The 23,033-nt window shown below is 68.6% G+C and carries 23 protein-coding genes; 10 read left to right on the top strand and 13 right to left on the bottom strand.

Annotated features, from left to right (window positions below):
* Positions 1-10: 10 nt before the first annotated feature.
* Positions 11-469 carry a hypothetical protein gene (locus ACW5IY_RS20895; RefSeq protein ID WP_049435816.1) on the bottom strand — a complete coding sequence of 153 codons (459 nt, stop codon included), beginning with the start codon at positions 467-469 and terminating at the stop codon, positions 11-13.
* A 184-nt stretch (positions 470-653) separates the two neighbouring features.
* On the opposite strand from ACW5IY_RS20895, the gene ACW5IY_RS20890 reads away from it, so the two are divergent.
* The 4 genes from ACW5IY_RS20890 (at position 654) to ACW5IY_RS20875 (ending at position 3,253) form a co-directional block, all read left to right on the top strand.
* Complete coding sequence (locus ACW5IY_RS20890; RefSeq protein ID WP_006475755.1) at positions 654-902, top strand: hypothetical protein; 249 nt, start codon at positions 654-656, stop codon at positions 900-902.
* Positions 903-1,024: 122 nt separating this feature from the next.
* Complete coding sequence (locus tag ACW5IY_RS20885) at positions 1,025-1,942, top strand: bestrophin family protein (RefSeq protein ID WP_049435814.1); 918 nt, start codon at positions 1,025-1,027, stop codon at positions 1,940-1,942.
* 19 nt (positions 1,943-1,961) lie between these two features.
* A complete protein-coding gene (hemB, locus tag ACW5IY_RS20880) occupies positions 1,962-2,951 on the top strand; it encodes a porphobilinogen synthase (RefSeq protein ID WP_032129123.1) in 990 nt (329 codons plus the stop codon).
* 32 nt (positions 2,952-2,983) lie between these two features.
* Complete coding sequence (locus tag ACW5IY_RS20875; RefSeq protein WP_043399449.1) at positions 2,984-3,253, top strand: hypothetical protein; 270 nt, start codon at positions 2,984-2,986, stop codon at positions 3,251-3,253.
* Between the two features lie 55 nt (positions 3,254-3,308).
* On the opposite strand, the gene ACW5IY_RS20870 is transcribed toward ACW5IY_RS20875, so the two are convergent.
* Complete coding sequence (locus tag ACW5IY_RS20870; protein ID WP_049435813.1) at positions 3,309-4,181, bottom strand: TolB family protein; 873 nt, start codon at positions 4,179-4,181, stop codon at positions 3,309-3,311.
* 48 nt (positions 4,182-4,229) lie between these two features.
* Between ACW5IY_RS20870 and aroE the strand changes: the two genes are divergently transcribed.
* From aroE to dinG, 3 genes are all read left to right on the top strand, one after another.
* A complete protein-coding gene (gene aroE, locus ACW5IY_RS20865) occupies positions 4,230-5,075 on the top strand; it encodes a shikimate dehydrogenase (RefSeq protein ID WP_049435812.1) in 846 nt (281 codons plus the stop codon).
* Positions 5,076-5,078: 3 nt separating this feature from the next.
* Positions 5,079-5,432: a hypothetical protein gene (locus ACW5IY_RS20860; protein WP_049435811.1), complete on the top strand. Its 354-nt coding sequence runs from the start codon at positions 5,079-5,081 to the stop codon at positions 5,430-5,432.
* Between the two features lie 167 nt (positions 5,433-5,599).
* Entirely contained in the window at positions 5,600-7,702 is a 2,103-nt protein-coding gene (gene dinG, locus ACW5IY_RS20855; RefSeq protein WP_049435808.1) for an ATP-dependent DNA helicase DinG, read from the top strand.
* Between the two features lie 36 nt (positions 7,703-7,738).
* Here the strand turns inward: dinG and ACW5IY_RS20850 are convergent, their stop codons facing one another.
* Positions 7,739-8,305, bottom strand: a complete 567-nt coding sequence (locus ACW5IY_RS20850; protein WP_049435806.1) for a hypothetical protein — start codon at positions 8,303-8,305, stop codon at positions 7,739-7,741.
* A gap of 104 nt (positions 8,306-8,409) precedes the next feature.
* Positions 8,410-10,248 (bottom strand): dihydroxy-acid dehydratase, encoded by a 1,839-nt coding sequence (gene ilvD, locus ACW5IY_RS20845; RefSeq protein ID WP_049435804.1) that lies wholly within the window; start codon positions 10,246-10,248, stop codon positions 8,410-8,412.
* A 541-nt stretch (positions 10,249-10,789) separates the two neighbouring features.
* On the opposite strand from ilvD, the gene ACW5IY_RS20840 reads away from it, so the two are divergent.
* Genes ACW5IY_RS20840 through ACW5IY_RS20830 form a run of 3 tightly spaced genes read left to right on the top strand, consistent with a single transcriptional unit; the run spans position 10,790 to position 13,207 of the window.
* Entirely contained in the window at positions 10,790-11,362 is a 573-nt protein-coding gene (locus tag ACW5IY_RS20840) for a DUF1190 domain-containing protein (RefSeq protein ID WP_014038869.1), read from the top strand.
* Positions 11,363-11,369: 7 nt separating this feature from the next.
* On the top strand, positions 11,370-12,548 hold the full coding sequence (locus ACW5IY_RS20835; RefSeq protein WP_049486849.1) for a glutathionylspermidine synthase family protein: 1,179 nt from the start codon (positions 11,370-11,372) through the stop codon (positions 12,546-12,548).
* Positions 12,548-13,207, top strand: a complete 660-nt coding sequence (locus ACW5IY_RS20830) for a hypothetical protein (protein WP_049435803.1) — start codon at positions 12,548-12,550, stop codon at positions 13,205-13,207. Before ACW5IY_RS20835 ends, ACW5IY_RS20830 begins: the two co-directional genes overlap by 1 nt.
* Before the next feature lie 104 nt (positions 13,208-13,311).
* On the opposite strand, the gene ACW5IY_RS20825 is transcribed toward ACW5IY_RS20830, so the two are convergent.
* The 9 genes from ACW5IY_RS20825 to baeS form a co-directional block, all read right to left on the bottom strand.
* The gene (locus tag ACW5IY_RS20825) at positions 13,312-14,610 is read right to left on the bottom strand and encodes a DUF58 domain-containing protein (protein ID WP_049435802.1); all 1,299 of its coding nucleotides are present in this window, start codon (positions 14,608-14,610) and stop codon (positions 13,312-13,314) included.
* Positions 14,607-15,593, bottom strand: a complete 987-nt coding sequence (locus ACW5IY_RS20820; RefSeq protein ID WP_014648782.1) for an AAA family ATPase — start codon at positions 15,591-15,593, stop codon at positions 14,607-14,609. The genes ACW5IY_RS20825 and ACW5IY_RS20820 overlap by 4 nt, the downstream gene beginning before the upstream one ends.
* Complete coding sequence (locus tag ACW5IY_RS20815) at positions 15,590-16,774, bottom strand: DUF4350 domain-containing protein (RefSeq protein WP_049435800.1); 1,185 nt, start codon at positions 16,772-16,774, stop codon at positions 15,590-15,592. The genes ACW5IY_RS20820 and ACW5IY_RS20815 overlap by 4 nt, the downstream gene beginning before the upstream one ends.
* The gene (locus ACW5IY_RS20810; protein ID WP_049435799.1) at positions 16,771-18,393 is read right to left on the bottom strand and encodes a DUF4129 domain-containing protein; all 1,623 of its coding nucleotides are present in this window, start codon (positions 18,391-18,393) and stop codon (positions 16,771-16,773) included. Before ACW5IY_RS20810 ends, ACW5IY_RS20815 begins: the two co-directional genes overlap by 4 nt.
* The gene (locus ACW5IY_RS20805; RefSeq protein ID WP_019337015.1) at positions 18,383-19,375 is read right to left on the bottom strand and encodes a stage II sporulation protein M; all 993 of its coding nucleotides are present in this window, start codon (positions 19,373-19,375) and stop codon (positions 18,383-18,385) included. Before ACW5IY_RS20805 ends, ACW5IY_RS20810 begins: the two co-directional genes overlap by 11 nt.
* A complete protein-coding gene (locus ACW5IY_RS20800) occupies positions 19,372-20,061 on the bottom strand; it encodes an RDD family protein (protein WP_049435798.1) in 690 nt (229 codons plus the stop codon). Before ACW5IY_RS20800 ends, ACW5IY_RS20805 begins: the two co-directional genes overlap by 4 nt.
* A gap of 124 nt (positions 20,062-20,185) precedes the next feature.
* Positions 20,186-20,716, bottom strand: a complete 531-nt coding sequence (locus tag ACW5IY_RS20795; RefSeq protein ID WP_049435797.1) for a gamma carbonic anhydrase family protein — start codon at positions 20,714-20,716, stop codon at positions 20,186-20,188.
* 116 nt (positions 20,717-20,832) lie between these two features.
* A complete protein-coding gene (locus ACW5IY_RS20790; RefSeq protein ID WP_043402768.1) occupies positions 20,833-21,522 on the bottom strand; it encodes a response regulator in 690 nt (229 codons plus the stop codon).
* On the bottom strand, positions 21,519-22,922 hold the full coding sequence (gene baeS, locus ACW5IY_RS20785) for a sensor histidine kinase efflux regulator BaeS (RefSeq protein ID WP_049435795.1): 1,404 nt from the start codon (positions 22,920-22,922) through the stop codon (positions 21,519-21,521). Before baeS ends, ACW5IY_RS20790 begins: the two co-directional genes overlap by 4 nt.
* Positions 22,923-23,033 lie beyond the last annotated feature (111 nt).

The following is a 23,033-nucleotide window of genomic DNA, read 5'->3' as shown; positions in this document are numbered from 1 at the left end:
CGCTGCCGCGTCACCGCTGCGGGGTGATCACCTGTGTCGGCAATCGCGCCGGCGGTGCCGGATTCGGCACCCAGATCGCGACGCCGGCGGCGCGCTTCTGCGTCGTCGGAATACCGATGCCGACGCCGCCACCGACGTGCGAACCGAACGTGCCGGCGCCCACCGACATGCCCACCGGCGAGCCGCTGCTGCCCACGCCCATCAACACCACGCCATTGGCGCCGAGCGCGGCGGCCTCACGCTTCAGGCGTGCCACGGCGGCATCGGTCTGGCCCTGGGTGCCGAAGCCGACGGCGGACGCCGATTCCAGCTGGGCGATTTCCTGGGAACCGGCCGGCGGAGTCGAATAGATCTGCACCAGCGCCGGATCGATCGGTGCGCGGGCGTGGCCCAGCATCACCTTGGAGGTGCTGGCACAGCCAGCGGCGACCAGCAGGATGGCCGCCAACGCGGCCCAACGGATGTTCATGGCACGACCCCTGTAGGACTGGTTGCGATCATCGGCGGGCCACTCTGAATCGGCGCCAACACCCGGGCCAGGGCACGCACGGCAGCACGCTAGCACGGTGCGGGTGACAGCTCCGCCAATGGCAGTAGGCGGCGGCAGCGGGAACGTCTATGGTTGGAGCAGGAACCAACTGCGGGAGAGCGGCATGGGTGTGATCAGTCTGTTGTGGGGCGTACTGGCGCTGTTGTGGATGATCCTGGCGCTGATTCCACTGCTCGGCTGGGGCAACTGGTTCCTGATCCCGTTCGCTGCGGTGGGCGCGGTCATCGCCGCGCTGGGCATCCTGTTCACCCACCCGAGCAAGCGTGGCCGGGCCTGGGCCGGCCTGGTCCTGAACGGCATCGTGGTGGTGGTCGGCATCCTCCGCCTCGGCCTGGGTGGCGGCGTGATCTGAGCCTGCGCCCGGGTGCGACAGGGCGTCGCAGGCGCACGGCCGATGGCCGGGCAGGGGCGTACAATGAATGGCTGCGCGAGCCCCCCGCGTGCCTGTGAATCCGCGCCCGGCGCGGCTGCCCCATGATCATCCGACCCCGTCCCCACGGCTGGCAACTGCTGTACATCCTGCGCGGTTCGATCGTCAAAGCGATCGCGCCCAAGGTGCTGGCCATCCTGATCCTGTCCATCGCCGTGGCCGCGGTGGTCGAGCTGGCGCCGCCCACCGGCATCGAACGCGTGTCGGTCACGCCGTTCACCCTGCTTGGCCTGGTGCTGTCGATCTTCCTCAGTTTCCGCAACAGCGCCTGCTACGAGCGCTGGTGGGAAGGCCGCAAGCTGTGGGGCCAGCTGGTCTACGAATCGCGCTCGCTGGCCCGCCAGGTGAACCTGCTGCTGGTCGATGACACCGGCCGCCGTCGCCGCATCGCCTACCTCACCACCGCCTTCGCCCATGCCCTGGCCGGTCGCCTGCGCGGGCGCATCGTGGCGCTGATGGCCCTGCCGTGGCTGGACAAGCGCCAGCGCGAACAGCTGGGCCAGCGCGAGAACGTGCCCGACGCGCTGCTCTCGATGATCGCGGCCGAGCTGGCCCAGGCGCTGCGCAGCGGTGAGCTCGATCCGATCCTCTACACCCAGCTGGAAGAGCGCCTGCACGCGATGTCGTCGATCCAGGCTGGCTGCGAGCGCATCCTCACCACCCCGCTGCCGTTCGCCTACACCCTGCTGCTGCACCGTTGCGCGTGGATGTTCTGCGTGCTGCTGCCGTTCGGCCTGGCCAGTTCGCTGGGCTGGGGCACGCCGGTGCTGTCGGCGGTGCTGGCCTATGCCTTCTTCGGCCTGGACCAGCTGGGCGAAGAAATGGAAGACCCGTTCGGCCTGGAGCCGAACGACCTGCCGCTGGACGCGCTGGTGCGCACCATCGAGATCGACCAGCTCGACGCGCTCGGCGAACGCCCATTGCCCGAACCCCTGCTGCCGCAGGGTTACCTGTTGCAATAGCCACTCCTCGGAGCCTGCCATGTCCCACCCGCTTTACCGCCCGCGCCGCATGCGCCATGACGAGTTCTCACGCCGCCTGATGCGCGAGAACACGCTGACCACCGACGACCTGATCTACCCGGTGTTCGTGCACGAACTGGCCGGCCGCACCGCAGTACCGTCGATGCCGGGCGTGGAGCGGCTGTCGATCGAAGAACTGCTGAAGGTGGCCGAAGAGGCGCTGGAGCTGGGCATTCCGGTGATCGACCTGTTCCCGGTGATCGACCCGTCGCTGAAGTCGCTGGATGCATCGGCGGCGTGGGCCGAGGACGGCCTGGCGCAGCGTGCGATCCGCGCGCTGAAGTCGCGCTTCCCGGAGCTGGGGGTGATGACCGACGTGGCGCTGGACCCGTACACCACCCACGGCCAGGACGGCATCATCGATGACAAGGGCTATGTGCTGAACGACATCACGGTCGAAGCGCTGGTCAAGCAGTCGGTGTCGCACGCCGAGGCCGGTGTGGACATCGTCTCGCCGTCGGACATGATGGACGGCCGCATCGGCGCGATCCGTCGTGCGCTGGATGCCGACAATCACATCAACGTGCGCATCATGGCTTACTCGGCCAAGTACGCCTCGGCGTTCTACGGTCCGTTCCGTGATGCGGTGGGCAGCGCGGCCAGCCTCGGCAAGGCCGACAAGAAGACCTACCAGATGGACCCGGCCAACGGCGACGAGGCCCTGCGCGAGATCGCGCTGGATCTGGAAGAGGGCGCCGACATGGTGATGGTCAAGCCGGGCATGCCGTACCTGGACCTGGTGCGCCGGGTGAAGGAGAAATTCGGCGTGCCGACCTTCGCCTACCAGGTCAGTGGCGAGTACGCGATGATGAAGGCGGCCTTCGCCAACGGCTGGCTGGACGAGCGCGCCTGCGTACTGGAGTCGCTGCTGGGCTTCAAGCGGGCCGGTGCCGACGGCGTGCTGACCTATTTCGCGCCGCAGGTGGCGCGATGGCTGCGCGAGCGCTGACAATAGCGCCACGATAGACGGAGGAATACGCGATGGGACCCGAACTGGGATGGATGCAATGGTTGATCTGGGGCATCGGTACGCTGGTGTTCGGCGCCATCATCGTCGGTGTCTTCATCGCCGCCTGGCGGGCTGGCAAGCGCCCGCCGGAGCAGCTCTCCGCCGCCCGCCACGTGGCCCGTGAGCAGGCCCTGCCGGACAGCGTGCAGGCCGAGCTGGCCGCCTTGAACCAGCGCAAGGACAACGGCCAGCTGAGCGAACTGGAATACGAACAGTTGCGCGCCAAGGTGTTGTCGCGCTGACGGGTGGGTGCCAACCTTGGTTGGCACTTTCCTGCATGCCAACCAAGGTTGGCATCTACCGAGCGGCAGGCACGCACCCCGCAACCGCCGCCACTTTCGGCACCGCCAGCCGGTACACATCCACGCCACCGGCACGTGGCGCCTTCGCCGCGCTGCTGGCGACCATCATCTCGCCCGGCTTGGCGTTGTCGATCACCGGCGCGCCGGTCCAGCCGCCGGCCTGGTTGAATGACAGCCCCAATGGCTGCAGCGCCGCGCCGGTCCACGCACAGCCGCTGCTCCACACCTGCGCGGTCGCGCCGCTGCCACGACTGAACACCACGGCGCCATCCTGGCCCAGCCAGTCGCCGTCGGTCTCGTCGTCTGCACTGTTCAATGTGGTCAGTGCGATGGCCGGGCCACGCAGGCCCTGCGCATCCAACGTCGCGACGAACAGGTCCCAGCCCGTGCTACCGCCCTGCTGCCGAGCAAACAACAGCCGCTGGCCATCCGCGCTCAGGGCCGGCCCGCGCTCTTCCCGGCGCCCGCCATCGCCGGCCAGGGCCTGCGCGCTGCCCAGCCGGCCATCGGCGGCCAGCGCGGCCCGATACAGCGCCAGCTTGCCCTCGCGGCCGGCCGCGAACAGCAGCCAGCGGCCGTCACGGCTGAAGTAGGGATCACGGGCCTCACCGGCCACACCTACCGGCAAGGCCTGCGCCTGCTGCCAGCGGCCGTCGACCACGCGCGCCTCCCACAGGCCCCAGCCAGCTTCGCTGCGGCGGGCGAAGACGATGCGCTGGCCATCGGCGCTGATCGTGGCGCGGCCCTCGTCGGCACGGGTGGAGACCACGCCCATGCCTTCGATGCCGTACTCGTTCAACGCCATCGCCACGGGGGCAGAGAGTAGACTGGCGGCAAGCACCAGCAGGGGCGGGGTGATGCGCATCATCCGGGTCCGTGCACGAAAGAGCATCAGTCTAGCCAGCTTGAGGATTCCATGACCGACCGTTACGCCGTCTTCGGACACCCCGTTGCCCACTCGAAGTCGCCGCAGATCCACGCGACGTTCGGTCGCCAGGAAGGCATCGCGGTGGATTACCGCGCGATCGACCTGGCCCCGGATGCGTTCCTGGCCGGCCTGGAAGCCTTCGCCGCCGACGGCGGTGTCGGCGCCAACGTCACCTCGCCGCACAAGGAAGCCGCATTCTCGGTGTGCACCACCCTGACCGCACGTGCGCGCCGCGCCGGCTCGGTCAACACGCTGCTGCGCAAGGGCGACCGCTGGCATGGCGACACCACCGATGGTATCGGCCTGGTGCGTGACCTCACCGACCGTCATGGCCTGGACCTGCGTGGCCGCCGCATGCTGCTGATCGGTGCCGGTGGCTCCGCGCGCAGCGTCGCCCCGGCCTTCCTCGATGCCGGCATCACCGAGCTGATGGTGGTCAACCGCACGCCGGAACGCGCCGATGAACTGATCGACGCGATGGGCGAACCGGGCCGCGCGATCAGCCGCTACTGGGAAGACCTGCGTGACCTGGGCGACTTCGAACTGATCGTCAATGCCACCTCGGCCGGCCGCGACCGCGACGTCGAGTTCAAGCTGCCGCTGTCGCTGGTCAATTCGATGACCACCGCCGTCGACCTGAACTACGGCGAGGCCGCCATCGCCTTCCTGGCCTGGGCGCGTGCGGCGAACTGCCGCAATACCGTGGATGGCCTGGGCATGCTGGTCGAACAGGCGGCCGAGAGCTTCCTGCAGTGGCATGGCGTGCGCCCGCAGACCGACGAGATCTACCAGTCGCTGCGGCAGGGCTCGGCGGTGCTGGCCGGCGAGGACTGATCGATGGACAGCACAACGTTGATGGTGACCGTGCTGAGCATGGTCGGCGTGCGCCTGCCGGTACTGATCGCGCTGTGCATCGGCCTGGTCTGGGTGGTCGGCGCACCGCGCGATGCCACCCGCACCGGCGCCCTGGTCGGCCTGGTGCTGTTGCTGCTGTCCAGCCTGGGCGGCCTGGCGGCGGGCATCCTGCCGATGTGGCTGGTCAGCAGTGGCAACTTCAGCGCCATCTCGGGCATGGGCACCATCCTCGGCGTGCTGCATTTCGCGCTGGCGATGGTCGAGGCCATCGGCGTGGTGCTGCTGGTGTGGGCACTGGTGCGCCTGCTGCGTAGCCGTACGATCCCGGTGGCCTGACCGGTAGCGCCGGGCCATGCCCGGCGTATCTGGCCCTTGGGCGGTCCGGCTACCGGACCGTGACCGCCGCCAGACGTCGTCGCTGGCCCGTTCAGGGTGCCAGCGGCGGTGAACGTGGCTGGCCATGCGACAATGACCGGCCTGATCCAGCCACGGTACTTCCCGGCGTGACCGAAACCGTCGCCGCTCCGCGCACGCTTGATGACGCCTTGAAGGACGCGATCCGCAAGGCGTACACCACGCTGCAGGCCAATACTCCCGGCTTCTCCACCCGCCGCTCGCAGAGCCAGATGATCGGTGTGGTGTCGCGTGCGCTGTCGAAAAGTGGCGGCGTCGGCGTGGTCGAGGCGCCCACCGGCGTCGGCAAGAGCCTGGGCTACCTCACCGCAGGTGTACCGATCGCGCTGGCCAGCAAGAAAAAGCTGGTGATCAGCACCGGCACCGTGGCGCTGCAGTCGCAGCTGGTCGAGCGCGACATTCCGAATTTCCTCAAGGCCACCGGCCTGGAAGCGACCGTGGCGCTGGCCAAGGGCCGCACCCGCTATCTGTGCACGCGCAATGCTGCCGAGGCACAGGGTGAGGGCGCGCAGGGCGGCATGTTCGAGGACGACGCGCCCTTGTTCGACCGGCCGCTGGCGCCGATCGAGATGGACATCGCCAAGCGCCTGACCGATGCCTTCACCGACGGCAGCTGGGACGGCGACATCGACAACGCACCGGAGACCATCAGCCCCGGCCTGCGCAGCCGCATCACCACGCCGGCCTCGGGCTGCGCCGGGCGCCGCTGTGCCTATTCGGCGCAGTGTGCGGTGCTGCGTTCGCGCAACACCGTGCGTGATGCGCAGATCGTCGTTACCAACCACGCGCTGCTGCTGTCGGCGCTGTCGATCGGCGACAGCGACAACGGCCAGCCGTTGATCGCGCCGCCGTCGGACATGCTGCTGGTGCTGGACGAAGGCCATCACATCGGCAACGTGGCGATCGACCAGGGCGCGGCCAGCCTGGCGCTGGATGAAATGGCCAAGCGCACCGGCCGCCTGCAGATCCTGATCGCCGGTGCCTACCGCGCGGTCGACAAGGACCGCCTCGGCAACCTGCTGCCGAACGAAGCGATCGAAGTGGCCAGCAACGTGGCCAAGCAGTTGCGCGCGTTCCGCGATCATATCGAGCGCGTGTGGATGCCGGCGCCGGCGGACGAAGAGCCGATGTGGCGCGCGGCCAATGGGCGACTGCCCGAGGCCTGGCGCGAGCCGATCGAGGCGCTGGCTGACGATACCCGCAGCCTCTACAACTGGGCGCATGCCGCCACCGCGCAGGTCGCCAAGGGCAAGCCGGACGATGCCGCGCGCGAGCGCCTGCAGCGCAACCTGGGCATGGCGCTGGAAATGATCGAGCAGCAGTACAACCTGTGGCAGGCCTGGCGCCGCGAGGACAAGGACGGCGCGCCGCCGATGGCGCGCTGGGTCACCGCCACCCGCGACGGCGACCTGGTGCTGCACGGCTCGCCGGTGTCGGCCGCGCACGTGCTGCGCAAGCTGCTGTGGGATGAAGTGGATTCAGTGGTGATGACCTCGGCGACGCTGACCGGCGGCGGCGATTTCCAGTCGCTGGCGATCGACAACGGCATCCCCGAAGAGGCCGAGATGGTCTCGCTGTCGTCGCCGTTCGACCTGCCCAACCAGGCCGAACTGATCGTGCCCAGGTTCCCGGTCACCCCGGACGACCGCGAAGGCCATCCGCGCGAAGTGGCACGCTACCTCGACACCGAGCTGGATTGGGCCAAGGGCTCGATGGTGCTGTTCACCTCGCGCTGGAAGATGGAGAAGGTGGCCGGCCTGATGTCGGCCGCGCGCCGCAAGCAGGTGCTGGTGCAGGGCGAGATGTCCAAGACCCGGCTGATCGACGAACACCTGCGCCGTGTCGCGGCGGGCGAGGGCTCGGTGCTGTTCGGCCTGAACTCGTTCGGCGAAGGCCTCGACCTGCCGGGTGAGGCCTGCACCACGGTGGTGATCACCCAGGTGCCGTTCGCGGTGCCGACCGATCCGCAGACCGCCACGCTCAGCGAATGGTTCGAGGGACGCGGGCTCAATGCGTTCAACCTGATCGCCATTCCGCACGCGCTGCGCACGCTGACCCAGTTCGCCGGCCGCCTGATCCGCACCTCCACCGACACCGGCCGCGTGGTCATCCTCGATTCGCGGCTGCTGACCCGCCGCTACGGCAAGCGCATCATCGACGCGCTGCCGCCGTTCAAGCGCGTGATCGGCTGAGGCGCACGGGTAGCGCCGGGCCATGCCTGGCGGATACTAGGCTTCCGGGCAGGATTGGGAGGCAAGCGCGTAGGGTTGGTACATGCAGCGGATCAGTGAATCCACGATCTGCAGTCGCGGTGGCCATGCGGATCGCCGATCATCGCCCTGCTCACGCGCGCTGCCTGCGGGCATCGGGAGTTTCGCGAGCCGCGCACGTGCCCGTTTCAGTGCCGGCAGATCATCATCGAGGAAGGCGATGGTGGCATCGACATAGTGATTCCATCCCTCCGGATCGGCACCGTGGGGCTTGTAAGTCAAGCGCATCAGGGCAATGGCAGGATCGCGCTGTCCTGCATCGGCGCGCATCGTTGCCTCATGCCAGGCCAGCCCGCTATGCCCAGCCGCTTTCGCCTGCTGGCGATAGGCAGCGAACAACCCGGCGATTTCCAGCTGGCAGCCTGCACGCTCGGCCAGCGCATCCCAGCCCTCGCCTGGGCCATGGTTGAACGCCTCTGGCGACATCGCCAGCAGTCCGGCGCGATCGTCGAACCGGCAGTCGTCGGCCAGCGCGGGCGCGGAACTCACGGCGAGCGCCAGGGCCATCAGGTGGCGGAAATACATCGTCACGTCCTTGTGCGGAGCCACACATGGTGAAGGAAAAGGGGACGGAGGGGATTAAGTCGTTTGTGCCACAAACGACTTAATCCCCTCCGTCCCCTTTTTGATCAATCGCCGAGCAGGGCGGTGTTGCGAACGGCCCCCTTGTCGGCGCTGGTGGCGAGGAGGGCGTAGGCTTTCAATGCACTGGTGACCTTGCGTGGGCGCGGCGCGCGCGGCTTCCAACCACGCGCATCGGCGTCGCTGCGGCGCTGGGCCAGCACGGTCTCGTCCAGCAGCAGATCGATGCGGCGGGCAGGGATGTCGATGCGGATGCGGTCGCCATCTTCCACCAGGCCGATGACACCGCCGCTGGCGGCCTCCGGCGAGACGTGGCCGATCGACAGGCCCGAGGTGCCACCGGAGAAGCGGCCGTCGGTCAGCAACGCGCACTGTTTGCCCAGCCCCTTCGACTTCAGGTAGCTGGTCGGGTACAGCATTTCCTGCATGCCGGGACCGCCCTTCGGGCCTTCGTAGCGGATCACCACCACCTCGCCGGGTTGCACTTCGTCGGCGAGGATGCCGGCGACGGCCGCGTCCTGGCTTTCATAGACGCGCGCAGGGCCTTCGAACACGTGGATTGATTCGTCCACGCCTGCGGTTTTCACCACGCAGCCATCGACGGCCAGGTTGCCGCGCAGCACGGCGAGGCCGCCTTCCAGTGAGTACGCGTGCTGCAGCGAGCGGATGCAGCCTTCAGCGCGGTCGATGTCCAGCGTCGGCCAGCGCGTGGCCTGGCTGAAGGCCTCCTGGGTGGGAATGCCGGCCGGGCCGGCCTTGAAGAAGGTGTGCAGGGTGTCGTTGTCACTGCGCACCACGTCCCAGCGTTCCAGCGCGTCGGCCAGGCTGGTGCTGTGTACGGTCGGCACCGTGGTTTCGAGCAGGCCGGCGCGGTCCAGCTCACCCAGGATGCCGAACACGCCGCCGGCGCGATGCACGTCCTCGATGTGGTACTTCGGCGTATTCGGCGCCACCTTGCACAGCTGCGGTACGCGCCGCGACAGCGCGTCGATATGGGTCAGGTCGAAGTCGACCTCCGCTTCCTGCGCGGCGGCCAGCAGGTGCAGGATGGTGTTGGTGGAACCGCCCATGGCGATATCCAGGGTCATTGCATTGGCGAACGCGGCCTGGGTGGCGATGCCGCGCGGCAGCGCGCTCGGGTCTTCGCCGCCATACCAGCGATGGCAGAGTTCGACGATCAGGCGGCCGGCACGGCGGAACAGCGCCTCGCGGTCGGCGTGGGTGGCCAGCGTGGTGCCGTTGCCGGGCAGCGACAGGCCCAGTGCTTCGGTCAGGCAGTTCATCGAGTTGGCGGTGAACATGCCCGAACAGGATCCGCAGGTGGGGCAGGCGCTGCGCTCGAACGCCGCGACCTTCTCGTCGGAGGCGCTGTCATCGGCGGCCACCACCATCGCATCGACCAGGTCCAGCTTGTGCTCGGACAGTTTGGTCTTGCCCGCTTCCATCGGCCCGCCGGACACGAACACCACCGGGATGTTCAGGCGCAGCGCGGCCATCAGCATGCCGGGGGTGATCTTGTCGCAGTTGCTGATGCACACCAGTGCGTCGGCGCAATGCGCGTTGACCATGTACTCCACGGCGTCGGCGATGATCTCGCGGCTGGGCAGCGAATACAGCATGCCGTCGTGGCCCATCGCGATGCCGTCGTCCACGGCGATGGTGTTGAATTCCTTGGCGACGCCGCCGACCTGTTCGATCTCGCGCGCGACCAGCTGGCCGAGGTCCTTCAGGTGCACGTGGCCGGGCACGAACTGGGTGAAGGAGTTGGCGATGGCGATGATCGGCTTGTGGAAGTCGCCGTCCTTCATGCCGGTGGCACGCCACAGGGCGCGGGCGCCGGCCATGTTGCGGCCGGCGGTGGAGGTGCGGGAGCGGTATTCGGGCATGGCTGGCGGAACGGGCGGGCCGTACGACGTGGGGGTCAGCCGATCATGGCCAATTTTTTCGGTTGCTGCTGCAACCACCGGAGGTGGTCCGGCCGGGCTGCGCCCGGCACTCGCCGAAGCAACGTCAAGGTCAAGGGCGGGCGCTCCGTGGGATGGCGGGGTGGGTCCGGTTGCGGGGGACGGCGCAAGTACGTCCCTGTAGCCTCGGTCGCGCCTTGCTCGTGTGCGCTGTCCTGCGCACACGGCAAGACCGGTGTTGAGCGTCCTGCCCAACCCGCCCGAGGCATGCCTCGGGCCCATGGCGCTCACGCCCCCGCAACCGGACCCACCCCGCCTTCGACAGTTTCCTGCGATCTGTCGGGGCCGGCGCTCTGCTCTTGGTAGGTGTCGACCTTGGTCGACACGATGGATCCACGCGATGCGGGGATGATGGGGAACGACGAAAATGAAAGGCCGTTCATCTTTCCCACTTTGCCGATTACGGTTGCTGGCCCGGATTTGGCATCATTGGGGCATTGATCCGTCGACAGGGCATGAGGCCATGAAACGTTCCCGCACCACCGCGCTGCTGCTGATGAGTGCCGCGCCGCTGCTGTTCACCGCCTGCCAGAAGGAGCCGGAGGTGAAGGTGCAGGAAGGCCTGTACACCTCGGTGGAGGCCTGCACCGAGGCCACCGGCGATCCGTCGTCGTGCCGCAATGCCTTTGCTGAAGCGCAGAAGCAGGCCGCCGATGCCGCGCCGAAGTACGCCAGCAAGGAAGCCTGCGAGAAGGACTACAAGCCGGAACAGTGCGTGCAGCAGCACACCTCGGCCGGTACCTCGTTCATCGGCCCGATGATGATGGGCTTCTTCATGTCGCAGATGCTGAGCAACCGCGGTGGCCTGGCCCCGCAGGCGCCGGCGGCGTCGCCGGCCTACCAGGACAAGAGCGCCGGCTGGGCGCGCCCGGCTCCGGGCGGCAGCGGCGGCCTCAACACCGCCAGCGGCATCGGCGCCGGCAAGGCCGGCCTGGCCCCGGTCACCAGCGAGCCGAACCGTGCGGTCACTGCCAGCCGTGGTGGCTTCGGCAACACCAGCGCGCGCCGCAGCACCAGCGGCAGCTACGGCGGCTGATCGACCCATGCAGCGTATCCGGATTGCCGAGCGTGCCCAGTGGCGGGTACGCGCGGACGAAGCGGGTTTCCGCTTCCACACCCTCGACGGCCAGCCGTACTGGGATGAAAGCGCGTACTACGCGTTCACCCTGCGCCAGATCGAGCAGGACATCGAAGACCCCAGCGCCGAGCTGCACCAGATGGCGCTGGATCTGGTCGGGGATGTCATCGGCAGCGAGCGCCTGATGGACCAGCTGGCGATTCCGTCGCACTACCGTGACTGGATCGCCGACAGCTGGCGCCAGCGCCAGCCGCACCTCTATGGCCGCCTGGACCTGGCCTACGACGGCACCGGCCCGGCCAAGCTGTACGAACTGAACTACGACACGCCGACCTCGCTGTTCGAGGCCAGCTTCTTCCAGTGGCAGTGGCTGGAAGACCAGCGTAATGCCGGTCGCCTGCCGCAGCATGCCGACCAGTTCAACGCGATCCACGAGGCGCTGGTCGAGCGTTTCGGCGAACTGGCCACGCAGCTGCCGCCGCCGCTGTACTTCAGCGCGGTGGGCAGTTCCGAAGAAGACCGTGGCACGGTTGACTACCTGCGCGACTGCGCCTCGCAGGCCGGCCTGCATGGCCAGGCCATCGCCATCGAGGACATCGGTCTGTCCGAGGACGGCCGCTTCACCGCGTTGGATGATTCGGTGATCGGCACGCTGTTCAAGCTGTACCCGCTGGAAGACCTGATGGCCGAGGAATTCGGCCGCGCGCTGCCCGGTTCGGGCGTGCAGCTGCTGGAACCGGCCTGGAAGGCGGTGCTGAGCAACAAGGGCATCCTGCCGCTGCTGTGGCAGCGCAACGTGGGCCATCCGAACCTGCTGGAAGCGCATTTCGACGACGGCAGCACGCTGGCGTCGGGCTGGGTGCGCAAGCCGCTGTTCTCGCGCGAAGGTGCCAACATCGAGATGCACCTGGCCGATGGCAGCACCCAGCGCAGCGACGGTCCCTACGACGGCCCGGCAATCATCCAGCGCGCGCATCCGCTGACCCGCTTCGAAGGCGGCTACCCGCTTATCGGCAGCTGGGTGGTGGGTGACCACGCCTGCGGCATCGGTATCCGCGAGGACGACAGCGCGATCACCCGCGACAGTGCGCGCTTCGTGCCGCACGCAATCGTGGATGAGGCGCCGACGCGGATCTACGTCTGATGGCGGTGCGGCGCAATCGCGACCTGCGGCCTGCGCCACTGCCGGGTCGGCATCTGGATGACGGCCACGCCCTGTGGCGCTATTCGGACCGGATCGCGGTGCGCTGCCATCGCTGCGATACGCCCGGCTGGGTGGTGGGGATGTCGGAGTCGCGACGTTTCCGCTGCCTGGGCTGCAGCGCATCTCTCGACAGTGGATGCAGCTGTGGTTGCTGTGTTGCGGGCGACTGGGTCGGACCGGTGCGCTACAGCGGCTATCGTCCCTGCGGATACTGTGGGCACAAATGGGTCCGCGTCGAGCTGCACCGCGCGCGTGCAACGTCGCCATTGCGGACGCTGGCGGCGGACTGCAGTCAGTGCGGACGCAGCAGCGAGGTGGAGGTCACGCTGTCGCGGTGGCGTGGCAATGAGGCGATCGACCCGCACTTCGGCTTGCCGCTGCGGTTGATCGAAAAGACCGCGGCGGGCGTGCTGTGGGCCTACAACGAGGCCCATCTGCAGTCACTGCACGATTACGCTGCCGCGCCTCTGCGCGAGCGCGCGGGCGTCACCAATGGCTCGATGTTTTCGCGCCTGCCGCAGTGGATGAAGCTGGCCCGCAACCGGGTGCTGCTGCAGCGTGCGGTGGAGCGGTTGCAGCGTCGGTTGTTGCAGGGGTAGTGCCGGCCGCTGGCCGGCAGCCGGTGTTGGTATATGCCGGCCTTGGTCGGCGCTGTGGGGTTCGTGCCAACCAAGGTTGGCACCCACCAGAGCGATCACTGGTATCAGAGCAGCCCTTCGCGCTTCACTGCCAGGTAGCGCTCCACCAGCGCGCCGGGCAGTGCATCGGCGGTCACGTCCAGCACCATCACCTTCTCGCTGCGCAGTGCCTCGTGCGCCTTCGCGCGCTGCTGCAGGTACAGCGCCGCAGCGCCGGCCTGGGCGGCGTCTTCCAGCGACTGCACCTCGTCATCGAGGACAGCATCCAGTTCGCGCTCACGCAGGCTGGCCACGCACACCAGGTGGCGTTTCTGCAGCAGGCGCACCGCCGCCAGCAGATCCTCGATGTCTTCGTCGCGCACGTTGCTGACCAGCATCACCAGTGCGCGCCGGCGCTGGCGCAGCGACACCTCGGTGGCGGCGGCCAGGTAATCGGTGGCCACCGCACGCGGCTGCAGGTCGTAGCTGGCACGCAGCAGGTGCTCGACCGTGCCCATGCCACGCTGCGGCGCCACCCAGCGGCGCTCGCCACCGGCAGCGAACAGGCCGGCGGCATCGCCCTGGCGCAATGCCAGGTACGCCACCACCAGCGAGGCGTTCAAGGCGTGGTCGAAATGCGAGAGACCGCCTTCGCTGGCCAGCATGCGCCGGCCACTGTCGAGCATCAGCAGCAGCTGCTGGTTCTTCTCGTCCTGGTATTCGCGCGAGATCAGCTTGCGCGCACGTGCGGTGGCCTTCCAGTCGAGCTGGCGCAGGCTGTCGCCGATACGGTACTCGCGCATCTGGTGGAAGTCGGTACCTTCACCACGGCGGCGCTTCACGTGCGCACCGACCAGCCGCGAGGCCTGGTCGGCACTGAACAACGCGAAGCGGGTGAGCGGCACGAAGTTCGGATAGACACGCACGTCCAGCGCGGGGGGCAGCGTGCGTTGCTGCCACCACAGGCGCCACGGCGAGCGCATGCGCAGGTGCACGCCCTCGAAGCGGAAGTGCCCACGCTGCAGCGGCTGCAGGTGATAGTGCAGGGTGGAGGCGCTGCCGGCCTGCAGGCGCACGCGCTGCGGCAGCGATTCCAGCGGCCAGCCGCCGGGCACCAGGTCGAACACCTGCACCGTCATCGACGCGTCTGCCTGCAGCCGCAGCGCGGCCTCGCGGCGCACGCCCAGTGCCAGCGCTTCGGGCAGTTCGCGTTGCACCTGCGGCGACGGACGCCGCGACTGCCGCCACAGGTCCCACAGGGCGGGCAGCGCGATGGCCACGGCCGCCAGCGCCCAGCTCCAGCGCGGGAGCAACCCGCCCAGCACCAAGCCGCCCAGGGCAGCCCAGGCCAGCAGCAGCGCCAGCAGCAGCGGGGCCGGCCTCATCGGCGCGGCGCTTCCACCTTGGCCAACAGCGCGCCCAGTACATCGTCGGCGTCCTGGCCTTCGATCTGCAGTTCCGGGGCCAGCGCGATGCGGTGGCGCAGCGCCGGGCGCGCAATGTCGCGCACGTCGTCCGGCGTGACGAAGTCGCGGCCGGCCAGCACCGCCTGCGCGCGCGAGGCACGCACCAGCGCGATGCTGCCGCGCGGACCGGCACCGACCGCGATGCCCGGCCACTGCCGGGTGGCGGCAACGATGCGTACCGCGTAGTCGATCACTTCGTCATCGACGGTGATCGCCGCGGTGGCGCGCTGCAGCTCCAGCAGCTCACCGGCACCGAGCACGCGCGGCACCTGGCTCAGGTCGAAATCGCTGGCGGCACGACCACTGGTGATCGCGGTCACCATGCGCTTCTCGTCCTCCAGCTGCGGGTAATCGATCAGCACCTTCAGCAGGAAACGGTCCAGCTGTGCTTCCGGCAGCGGGTAGGTGCCTTCCTGCTCCAGCGGGTTCTGCGTGGCCAGCGCCATGAAAGGCGGTGCCAGGGTGAAGGCCTTGCCCTCGATGGTCACTTGGCCTTCCTGCATCACTTCCAGCAGCGCGGACTGGGTCTTGGCCGGGGCGCGGTTGATCTCGTCGGCCAGCAGCAGGTTGGTGAACACCGGGCCGCGGCGGATCTTGAAGCTTTCGCTCTTCGGGTCGTACACCGCGTGGCCGCTGACGTCGCTGGGCATCAGGTCGGGGGTGAACTGCACGCGGCCATAGTCCAGCTCCAAGGCCTGGGCCAGCGCGCGCACCAGCAGCGTCTTGCCCAGCCCGGGCACGCCCTCGATCAGCACGTGGCCACCGGCCAGCAGCGCCACCAGGATCTGGTCCAGCACATCGGCCTGGCCGATGAAGGCGTGTCCGACGGCGGTGCGGATGGCATCGACGCGTTCGATCAGGCGGGCGTTGGCGGCCGCCGGCAGCTCGGGGACTTCGGTCATAGCAGGGATCTCATCTGGAGCAGCAAGCGGATGCGCTCGCGCAGGGCGGAGGAATCGTGTGGCGGAGGGGGAGTGAGCGCGCTGGCGACGCGGGCCTGCGGCCATTTCAGCAGCTCGGCGATGGCCTGATCGCGTGGCGCACCATCCAGTGCGGCGGCAATCGGTGCGCGCAGGCGCAGGCGGTGCAGGAACAGGGCGAGCACGGCCTCGTACAGGCGTATGCCGTGACCGAAGCGCAGCAGCAGTTCGCCACTGGCGCGCACGTGCTCCAGCAGCGAACGGCGTTCCAGCACCGGTGACGGCAGCAGGCTGCCGAAGCGCTGCGAGCGACTCCACAGCCAACCCAGCAGAGCCAGCAGCAGCGGTGCCCACAGCGGCCAGCCCTGGTAGAACATGCGCGACCATAGCGACGGCGGGCGGCTGGCATAGACCAGCCAGACCGCACCCTTGCCGTAGTTCGGATCGAGCAGGTAGCGGGTCAGGTCGCGATGGGCAGGATCGTGCAGGCCGTCGCTGGCCTTGCCCGCGGCAGAGGCCAGGCGCGCTGCCGGTGAGTCCACTTCGCTGCGCATGAATTCCATGTCGGCCAGCACGCTCACCTTGCCCTGGCCATGGCGCAGGCGCGCGAACACCAGGTCGCGATCAGTGCCCCAGCGGCGTTCGGCCTGCGCACTGGCCGCAAACCCCAGGGTGAAGCGGCGGCCACCACAGAATTCGACGTGACCCGGATCGTCGTCGACATGGAAGGCCTGGCAGTCGCTGCGCTGGAACAGGCTGTCCACGCCCAACTGGTCCAGCAGGGGGCCCTGCGTGCTGCTGGCATCGTCCTCGGCCGGTGGCGGCGTACGCACCAGCAAGTGGCCGCCCTGGTCCACCCAGTCCAGCAGCTGTTTCATCGCCGGCACCGGCAGTTCGCTGCTGTCCTGCAGCAGCACCACCGTGTCATGGCGCCCCAGCGTCATCTGCCGCAGTTCCAGACGCGGCCGTGAGTGCACCTCGATGCCATCGGCGCGCAGGGCCTGGCTGAGTACATACAGCGGGTTGTAGGCGGCCTCGCCCTGTGGCGGCAGCCGGATCGTTTCGGTCACCCGCTCGTGCGTGCGCAGGTAGAGGATGGTCAGCGGTACGCCGAACAGCACCAGTGCACCGAGCAGCAGCGACCAGAACAGGCGCGGACTCATGCCTGCCACCCGAACTGCTGGCGCAGGGTATCGGCCAATGCATCGAAATCGGCACGACTGGGCAGGCGGCCACCGTAGGCGGCGTACTGCCACATGCGCACGATGCGTGCGAACAGGTCGCGGTCACTGGCCTCGGGCATGCGCCGCGACGCGCGCAGGCATTGCGCTTCGGTGGCACCGGGTGGAAGCGCGATGCCGCTGCGCTCGCCCACCGTGCGCACGCTGGCGCGGTACAGCAGGGCCAGCGCCTGCCGCGGCCGGCCCTGGTCCCACAGCAGGCCGGCCTGGGTGGCCACGTCCGGCGGCAGAACCACCGGCAGTTCCACCTGTTCCTCCAGCACCTGCGGTGCTGCCTCGGCCTTGCGCCGGCCACTGCCCCGCAGCCACGGCAGCCACAGCCGCGCGGTCAGCAGCAGCACCAGCAGCAGGATGCCGAGCAGGCCCCACAGGCCCCATTCGGCCAGTCGCGCCAGCCAGGCGATGCCGTCCTTGCGCGCTTTGCGTTCACTTTTGCTGTTGGTGTCACGCTGCAGCTGCTTGTCTTCCTTCTTCTCTTCCTCGGCCTGTTCGATCGGCTTCCAGCGGGTGACCTGGCGGGTCGGGCGCTGCAGCGGATCTTCATAGGCGCGGTTCACTGCCTGACGGAAACCGGCGGTGTCCACCGGCGTACCGCCGAAGATCGTTGCCGGGGTGTTGGCCGGGTCGATGGTCGGTGCTTCGTCGCCTTCCTCGGCGTCGATGCCACGGTCGTTGGGCTTGCCCATGGCTCGTTCGGGCTCGGCGCCTGTGTCCTGCGCATGCACCGGTGCGGAGACCAGCGGCAGTGCCAGGCACAGCAGCAGGGCCAGCGTCGATGCCGCCGGCAGCAGCCGCTCGCGCAGGCGGCGCAGGGCGATCTCCACATCCCAGGCTTCCATCTGCGTGCGCCGGTTCAAGTACAGGCCAAAGCCCGCACCGACGAAGAACGGGCCGATCAGCACCGAGGCCAGCCAGCACGCCAGGTTGAAGCCCAGCCGTGCCCATGCGGGTGTGTCCTGGCCGATCATGTCCCATGCGGCGCGCCAGGATTCGGACATCAGCTCCAGTGGCATGAACATGAACACCGCACCGATCGCGCCGGACACCAGCACGGCTTCGAACGCCATGCAGGTCACGGTCAGTACGAGTGCCGCGCCCGCTGCGCCGGCTGCCACCGCACGACGGCGTGGGCCGCGCTGGCCCGGTGTGTTGCCTTCCAGCAGGTTCACCGGCAGGCACAGGCTGCGCAGCACGCTGAAACGACGCCAGCCCAGGTAGCCCCAGAATCCACTGTTGCCCCAGTGACGTTGCGCACGCAGCGCGGCCAGCGTGCCGACCGGCTCACCGAAGATGCCGCGCGACAGCACATACAGCGGTGCGCGTTCGAACAGCGGCTTGCACCACCACATCGCCAGCCAGGCCCAGCCGAAGGCATCCAGCCACCAGCCAAGCGCGTTGAAGATCACGAACAGCGGTGCACTGGCCAGCAGCCAGCTGCCCCACAGCGCACGCGCGTGGCGGCGGGACAGCGCGGTGCCCAGCTCCATCGCTTCCCAGCCACTGCGGGCACGCAGCGCCACGTCCAGGTGGTCAATGCGCATGGCCAGCTCCACGTCCGCCGCGCCACAGCCACAGCAGCACGCCGGCCCACAACACACCGGCCACGCTGAACTTGCCCCATGCAGGTACTTCGGCGATCGATGACCAGAAGGCTTCGATGAAGGCGGCCACCAACAGCATGAAGGCGACGCCGAGGCACAGCCGCGCGCCGATGCGGCCGCCGTCGACCAGTGCATCCAGGCGGCTGCGCCGGCCCGGCGCCAGCAGCTTCATGCCCAGCTGCAGGCCGGCACCGCCAGCGATCACGATCGCAGTCAGCTCGAAGGCGCCGTGGCCGACCACGAAGCGCCAGAACGGGTCGCCATGGCCGATGTGCTGCAGGTGGCCTGCCACCGAACCGATGATTACGCCGTTGAACAGCAGCACCAGCAGCGTGCCCAGCCCGGCCAGCAGTCCGCTGGCGAAGGTGCGCAGGGCAATGCTGATGTTGTTCATGATGTAGTGGCCGAACATCATCCAGTCAGTGCCGCTGTCACGCCCCAGGCGCTCGGCGGCGGGATCGTACATGCGCTCCATCTCGGCGATCTGGCGGTTGTCCATCAGCATGTGGATCAGATCCGGATAGACCTGCACCAGCACGAAGCAGGCCACCGCCGGCAGCGCGAACATCGCCAGCGCTACCCACATGCTGCGCGCCTGGCTGCGCACCAGCAGCGGGAAGTCGGCCACCAGGAACTCCAGGGCACCCCGCCAGCGTGTCGGCGGCGTGCGGTACAGCACGCTGTGGCCCTGCTGCATCAGCTGCTGCAGGCGCTGCACCAGCTGCGGGCTGTAGCCGCGCTCGCGGGCCAGCGCCAGCTGCTGGCACAGCCGCCGGTAGCGCTGCGGGAAGGTCGTGTCGTCCAGTGCCAGGCCGCTGGCCTTGCGGCGCGTGCGGCGTGAGGCGCCGGCACGCAGCAGCAGCCACTGCTCCAGGTCCTGCCATTCCTGCTGGTAGCGGGCGACGAACTGCTCCTGTTTCATCGCCGCCCCAGCAGCCAGTTGGCCATCGCATACAGGCGCAGCACGCCGACCTGGCCGTGGGTGCCGGTCAGTGGTTCGGCAATACCGGCCAGCTCCTGCTGGCGCGCCGCCGACAAGCGGGGCGCGCGCTCGGCGAAGGCCATCAGCGCGGCCTGTTCCTCTGGTCGCAGGGGCTGCGGCGGGGCCAGCACGCTGTCGATGGTCGGTGGCGGTGGCAGGTACTGCGCGGGTGCATGCACCACCACGGTGCCGGCCACCAGGTCGCCCAGGCGGCGGCCATGCGGATCGAACAGGCTGCTGATCAGGCCCAGCGCATAGCCGAAGGGCAGCATGTCCACCGTGCGCAGCAGGTTGCGGGTGATCGCCGCCATCCAGCCCACCGGCGCGCCATCGCGGGACAGCACGCGCAGCCCCAGCGCACGCTTGCCCAGGGTGCGTCCCCACACTGCTTCGCAGACGATCGGGTAGGCCCAGTAGACCAGGAACATCAGCACCAGGTAGAGGCCGGAGCCGAACTTGTCCAGCAGCGCCAGCGGAATCGACACCAGCACCAGTGCCGCGATGCGCACGCCGAGATCGACCAGCCAGGCCATCGCCCGCGGTACCGGGCCGGCGGCAGGCAACTGCAGCGGCACACCCTCCGGCGTCACCACCTCGCGGTAGGTATCGAGCATCGGTGCGGCCATCAGCGCGATGGCCTTCGTTGTGGGCGCCGGAGTCCTCTCCGGCAGGCAGCCACAGGCATGGGGGGTCTCGACAGGTCCTGGTCGGGCCAAGACTTTAGCAGAGCCGCATGGCGGCGTCGGGGGCTCAGCCCCGGTATTCGTCCTTCAGCCGCACGTAGTGGTCAGCCGAGTAATGCAGCGCCTCGATCTCCTTGTCACTCAGCGTGCGTGCCGGCCGGGCCGGGTTGCCGACCCACAGCTCGCCTTCGCCCACCACCTTGCCGGGGCCGATCACCGCACCGGCGCCGACGAAGCCATGGCGCTCCACGCGGGCGCCGTCGAGGATGCAGGCGCCCATGCCGATCAGGCTGTAATCACCGATGGTGCAGGCGTGGATGATGCAGCCGTGGCCGACGGTCACGCCTTCGCCGATCAGGGTCGGGTGGCCGGCCTTGTTGTACGGGCTGTGGTGGCTGACATGGATGATGGTGCCGTCCTGCACGTTGGTGCGCGCACCGATGCGCACGTAATTGACATCGCCGCGGATGACCGTGCCCGGCCACACCGACACGTCGTCGGCCAGCTCCACGTCACCGATGACGGTGCAGGCCGGGTCGATGTACACGCGCTCGCCGAGGACGGGCATCTTGTCGCGGAAGGGGCGCAGCGGGTTCATCGAAGTCTCCGGAAATCAGGGCGTTCGCGACGATGATACCTGCGTGGTGCGTTGTAGAGCCGAGCCCATGCTCGGCTCCCAGCACAGCCGAGCATGGGCTCGGCTCTACAGGGAGCTCAGGGTTCGTAGCTGTAGCCCATGCCGTACACCGAACGGATCGGCTCGCCTTCCATGCCGGCGTCGGCCAGCTTGCGGCGCAGGTTGCGCACATGGCTGTCGACAGTGCGGTCGACCACCACGCGATGGTCCAGGTACAGCCGGTCGAGCAGTTCATCGCGCGCCCAGATCCGGCCTGGCGTGGCCAGCAGCGTGCGCAGCAGGCGGTATTCCACCGGAGTCAGGTCCAGGCCCTTGCCGTTCCAGGTGGCGCGTGCGGCCGGCTCGTCGATGTGCAGGCCGCCGTTGGCGCGCGCACCGGGGTCTGGGCGGTAGCGGCGCAGCACCGCCATTACCCGCGCGACCACTTCGCGCGGACTGAACGGCTTGCAGATGTAGTCGTCGGCACCGATCTCCAGGCCCAGCAGGCGGTCGATCTCTTCCACCCGTGCGGTGACCATGATGACCGGCACATCGCTGTTGGCGCGCAGTTCGCGGCACAGGTCCACGCCGTCGCGCTGCGGCAGCATCAGGTCCAGCAGCACCAGATCGGGCTGGTAGCGCGCGAACGCGTCGATCACCTGGCCACCGTCGTCCACCCACTCGCTGGCCATGCCGGCAGCGGCCAGGTAGTCGCGCAGTACCGAGGCCAGGCGTGGCTCGTCCTCGACGATCAGGATCTTCGCGGACGTGGCGGGCGACGTGCTCATGCAGGCTCCGGCAGGGTGATGACCACGCGCAGCCCGCCCAGTGGCGAGGGCTCGGCGTGGATGACGCCGTGGTGGGCGAGGATGATGTTGTGGCTGATGGCCAGGCCCAGCCCGCTGCCACCACTGGCACGATTGCGCGAACTCTCCACGCGGTAGAAGCGTTCGAACAGCAGCGCGCACTTGTCGGCCGGCACGCCCGGCGCGGTGTCTTCCACGATCAGCCGCACCCCTGCAGGCACGTGCGCTGCCTGCACGAGTACGCGGCCACCGGCCTGGGTGTAGCGCAGTGCATTCTCCAGCAGGTTGGCCAGCACCTGCTGCAGGCGCCGTTCGTCACCGGACACCTGCAACGGCATGGCGGGCAGATTTTCCTCCAGCGCCAGGCCTGCATTGGCGAAGCGCACGCGCATGCCGTTGAGTTCGCTGCGCAGCAGTGCCGCCAGGTCCAGTGGCGCGAAGCGGTACGCCAGGCCGCCAGACTGGGTCATCGACAAGTCGTGCAGGTCGTCGATCAGCTTGCCCAGCTGGCGGATCTCGCCCTGCAGGCCCACCAGGTTGGCGCGGTCCAGCGGACGGATGCCATCTTCGATCGCCTCCAGCTCGGCGCGCACCACCGCCAATGGCGTGCGCAGCTCATGCGAGATGTCGGCGATGAAGGCGCGGCGGTTGCGCTCGGTATCGTCCAGCGCCTGCGCCATCCGGTTGAAGTCGTTGACCAGTGCGTCCAGCTCATCGTCGCTGGTGCGCTCGATGCGGGTAGCGTAGTCACCGGCCGCCAGCCGGTGCGTGGCCGCGGCCAGCTTGGCCAGGCGCTGGCGCAGCGCCCGCGATACCAGCCAGGCCAGCAGTACCGTCACCAGCAGTAGGGCGATGCCGATCACCCACCAGGCGCGCACCTGGGTGTTGTAGAAATTCAGGTCGTTGGTGGCGATGACGGTCTGGAACGGCACCATGCCCAGCCAACCTACGGTCTGCCCGTCGACCTGCACCGCATGCGGCTCGTCATCGCTGGTGGCGTCGGGGTTGCCGGCCACGAAGTGGTGCTGCGCATCGAACAGGCCCAGACGCGACGGCACGCCGGTCTGGTCGGACAGCGGCGGCACCGGTCCTTCGTGCCGATGGGCCAGATCCGGGCGCAGCAACCGCGCCCAGCGGTCGCCATCACCGTGCAGATGTCCCCAGCCACCGTGCTCGCGGTACTCGCGTTGCAGGTGGGGCATCAGCCGCTGCATGCGCAGGTCGCCCTGGTCGTTGAGGTAGTCCAGGAATCCGGTCTGGAAGGCCACGCGGCTGGCAATACCGTTCACTGCCAGCACCAGCAGGCAGGCGGTGAAGATCGCGAGGAAGGTCTTCGCGGTCAGGCCGAATTTGAGTCGAATCTTCGCCATCGCGGAGGCCATTAGCGGCGCATGCGGCGCCGAAAGCAAGCGCCAGCTGAGCCGGTCGCACAATCTCCATATTCTCTGCACAGTTCCACGGCAGCGTGCACGGGTCAACGCAAGGCCCCCACG

It is taken from the genome of Stenotrophomonas sp. C-A (assembly GCF_054030835.1).
Note: the sequence above shows the minus strand (reverse complement) of the source record. Positions and strands in the feature narration are given on the sequence as shown.

What these genes read in the sequence shown, in the direction of transcription:
- ACW5IY_RS20795 (WP_049435797.1), bottom strand. Translation starts at nt 20,716, where the DNA reads ATGAACCCGCTGCGCCCCTTCCGCGACAAGATGCCCGTCCTCGGCGAG.
- ACW5IY_RS20810 (WP_049435799.1), bottom strand. Translation starts at nt 18,393, where the DNA reads ATGCGCATTGACCACCTGGACGTGGCGCTGCGTGCCCGCAGTGGCTGG.
- ACW5IY_RS20815 (WP_049435800.1), bottom strand. Translation starts at nt 16,774, where the DNA reads ATGAGTCCGCGCCTGTTCTGGTCGCTGCTGCTCGGTGCACTGGTGCTG.
- ACW5IY_RS20860 (WP_049435811.1), top strand. Translation starts at nt 5,079, where the DNA reads ATGGACAGCACAACGTTGATGGTGACCGTGCTGAGCATGGTCGGCGTG.
- ACW5IY_RS20870 (WP_049435813.1), bottom strand. Translation starts at nt 4,181, where the DNA reads ATGATGCGCATCACCCCGCCCCTGCTGGTGCTTGCCGCCAGTCTACTC.
- ACW5IY_RS20830 (WP_049435803.1), top strand. Translation starts at nt 12,548, where the DNA reads ATGGCGGTGCGGCGCAATCGCGACCTGCGGCCTGCGCCACTGCCGGGT.
- ACW5IY_RS20825 (WP_049435802.1), bottom strand. Translation starts at nt 14,610, where the DNA reads ATGAGGCCGGCCCCGCTGCTGCTGGCGCTGCTGCTGGCCTGGGCTGCC.
- ACW5IY_RS20890 (WP_006475755.1), top strand. Translation starts at nt 654, where the DNA reads ATGGGTGTGATCAGTCTGTTGTGGGGCGTACTGGCGCTGTTGTGGATG.
- ACW5IY_RS20840 (WP_014038869.1), top strand. Translation starts at nt 10,790, where the DNA reads ATGAAACGTTCCCGCACCACCGCGCTGCTGCTGATGAGTGCCGCGCCG.
- ACW5IY_RS20850 (WP_049435806.1), bottom strand. Translation starts at nt 8,305, where the DNA reads ATGTATTTCCGCCACCTGATGGCCCTGGCGCTCGCCGTGAGTTCCGCG.
- ACW5IY_RS20875 (WP_043399449.1), top strand. Translation starts at nt 2,984, where the DNA reads ATGGGACCCGAACTGGGATGGATGCAATGGTTGATCTGGGGCATCGGT.
- ACW5IY_RS20885 (WP_049435814.1), top strand. Translation starts at nt 1,025, where the DNA reads ATGATCATCCGACCCCGTCCCCACGGCTGGCAACTGCTGTACATCCTG.
- ACW5IY_RS20790 (WP_043402768.1), bottom strand. Translation starts at nt 21,522, where the DNA reads ATGAGCACGTCGCCCGCCACGTCCGCGAAGATCCTGATCGTCGAGGAC.
- hemB (WP_032129123.1), top strand. Translation starts at nt 1,962, where the DNA reads ATGTCCCACCCGCTTTACCGCCCGCGCCGCATGCGCCATGACGAGTTC.
- baeS (WP_049435795.1), bottom strand. Translation starts at nt 22,922, where the DNA reads ATGGCCTCCGCGATGGCGAAGATTCGACTCAAATTCGGCCTGACCGCG.
- ACW5IY_RS20805 (WP_019337015.1), bottom strand. Translation starts at nt 19,375, where the DNA reads ATGAAACAGGAGCAGTTCGTCGCCCGCTACCAGCAGGAATGGCAGGAC.
- ACW5IY_RS20820 (WP_014648782.1), bottom strand. Translation starts at nt 15,593, where the DNA reads ATGACCGAAGTCCCCGAGCTGCCGGCGGCCGCCAACGCCCGCCTGATC.
- aroE (WP_049435812.1), top strand. Translation starts at nt 4,230, where the DNA reads ATGACCGACCGTTACGCCGTCTTCGGACACCCCGTTGCCCACTCGAAG.
- ilvD (WP_049435804.1), bottom strand. Translation starts at nt 10,248, where the DNA reads ATGCCCGAATACCGCTCCCGCACCTCCACCGCCGGCCGCAACATGGCC.
- ACW5IY_RS20895 (WP_049435816.1), bottom strand. Translation starts at nt 469, where the DNA reads ATGAACATCCGTTGGGCCGCGTTGGCGGCCATCCTGCTGGTCGCCGCT.
- ACW5IY_RS20800 (WP_049435798.1), bottom strand. Translation starts at nt 20,061, where the DNA reads ATGGCCGCACCGATGCTCGATACCTACCGCGAGGTGGTGACGCCGGAG.
- ACW5IY_RS20835 (WP_049486849.1), top strand. Translation starts at nt 11,370, where the DNA reads ATGCAGCGTATCCGGATTGCCGAGCGTGCCCAGTGGCGGGTACGCGCG.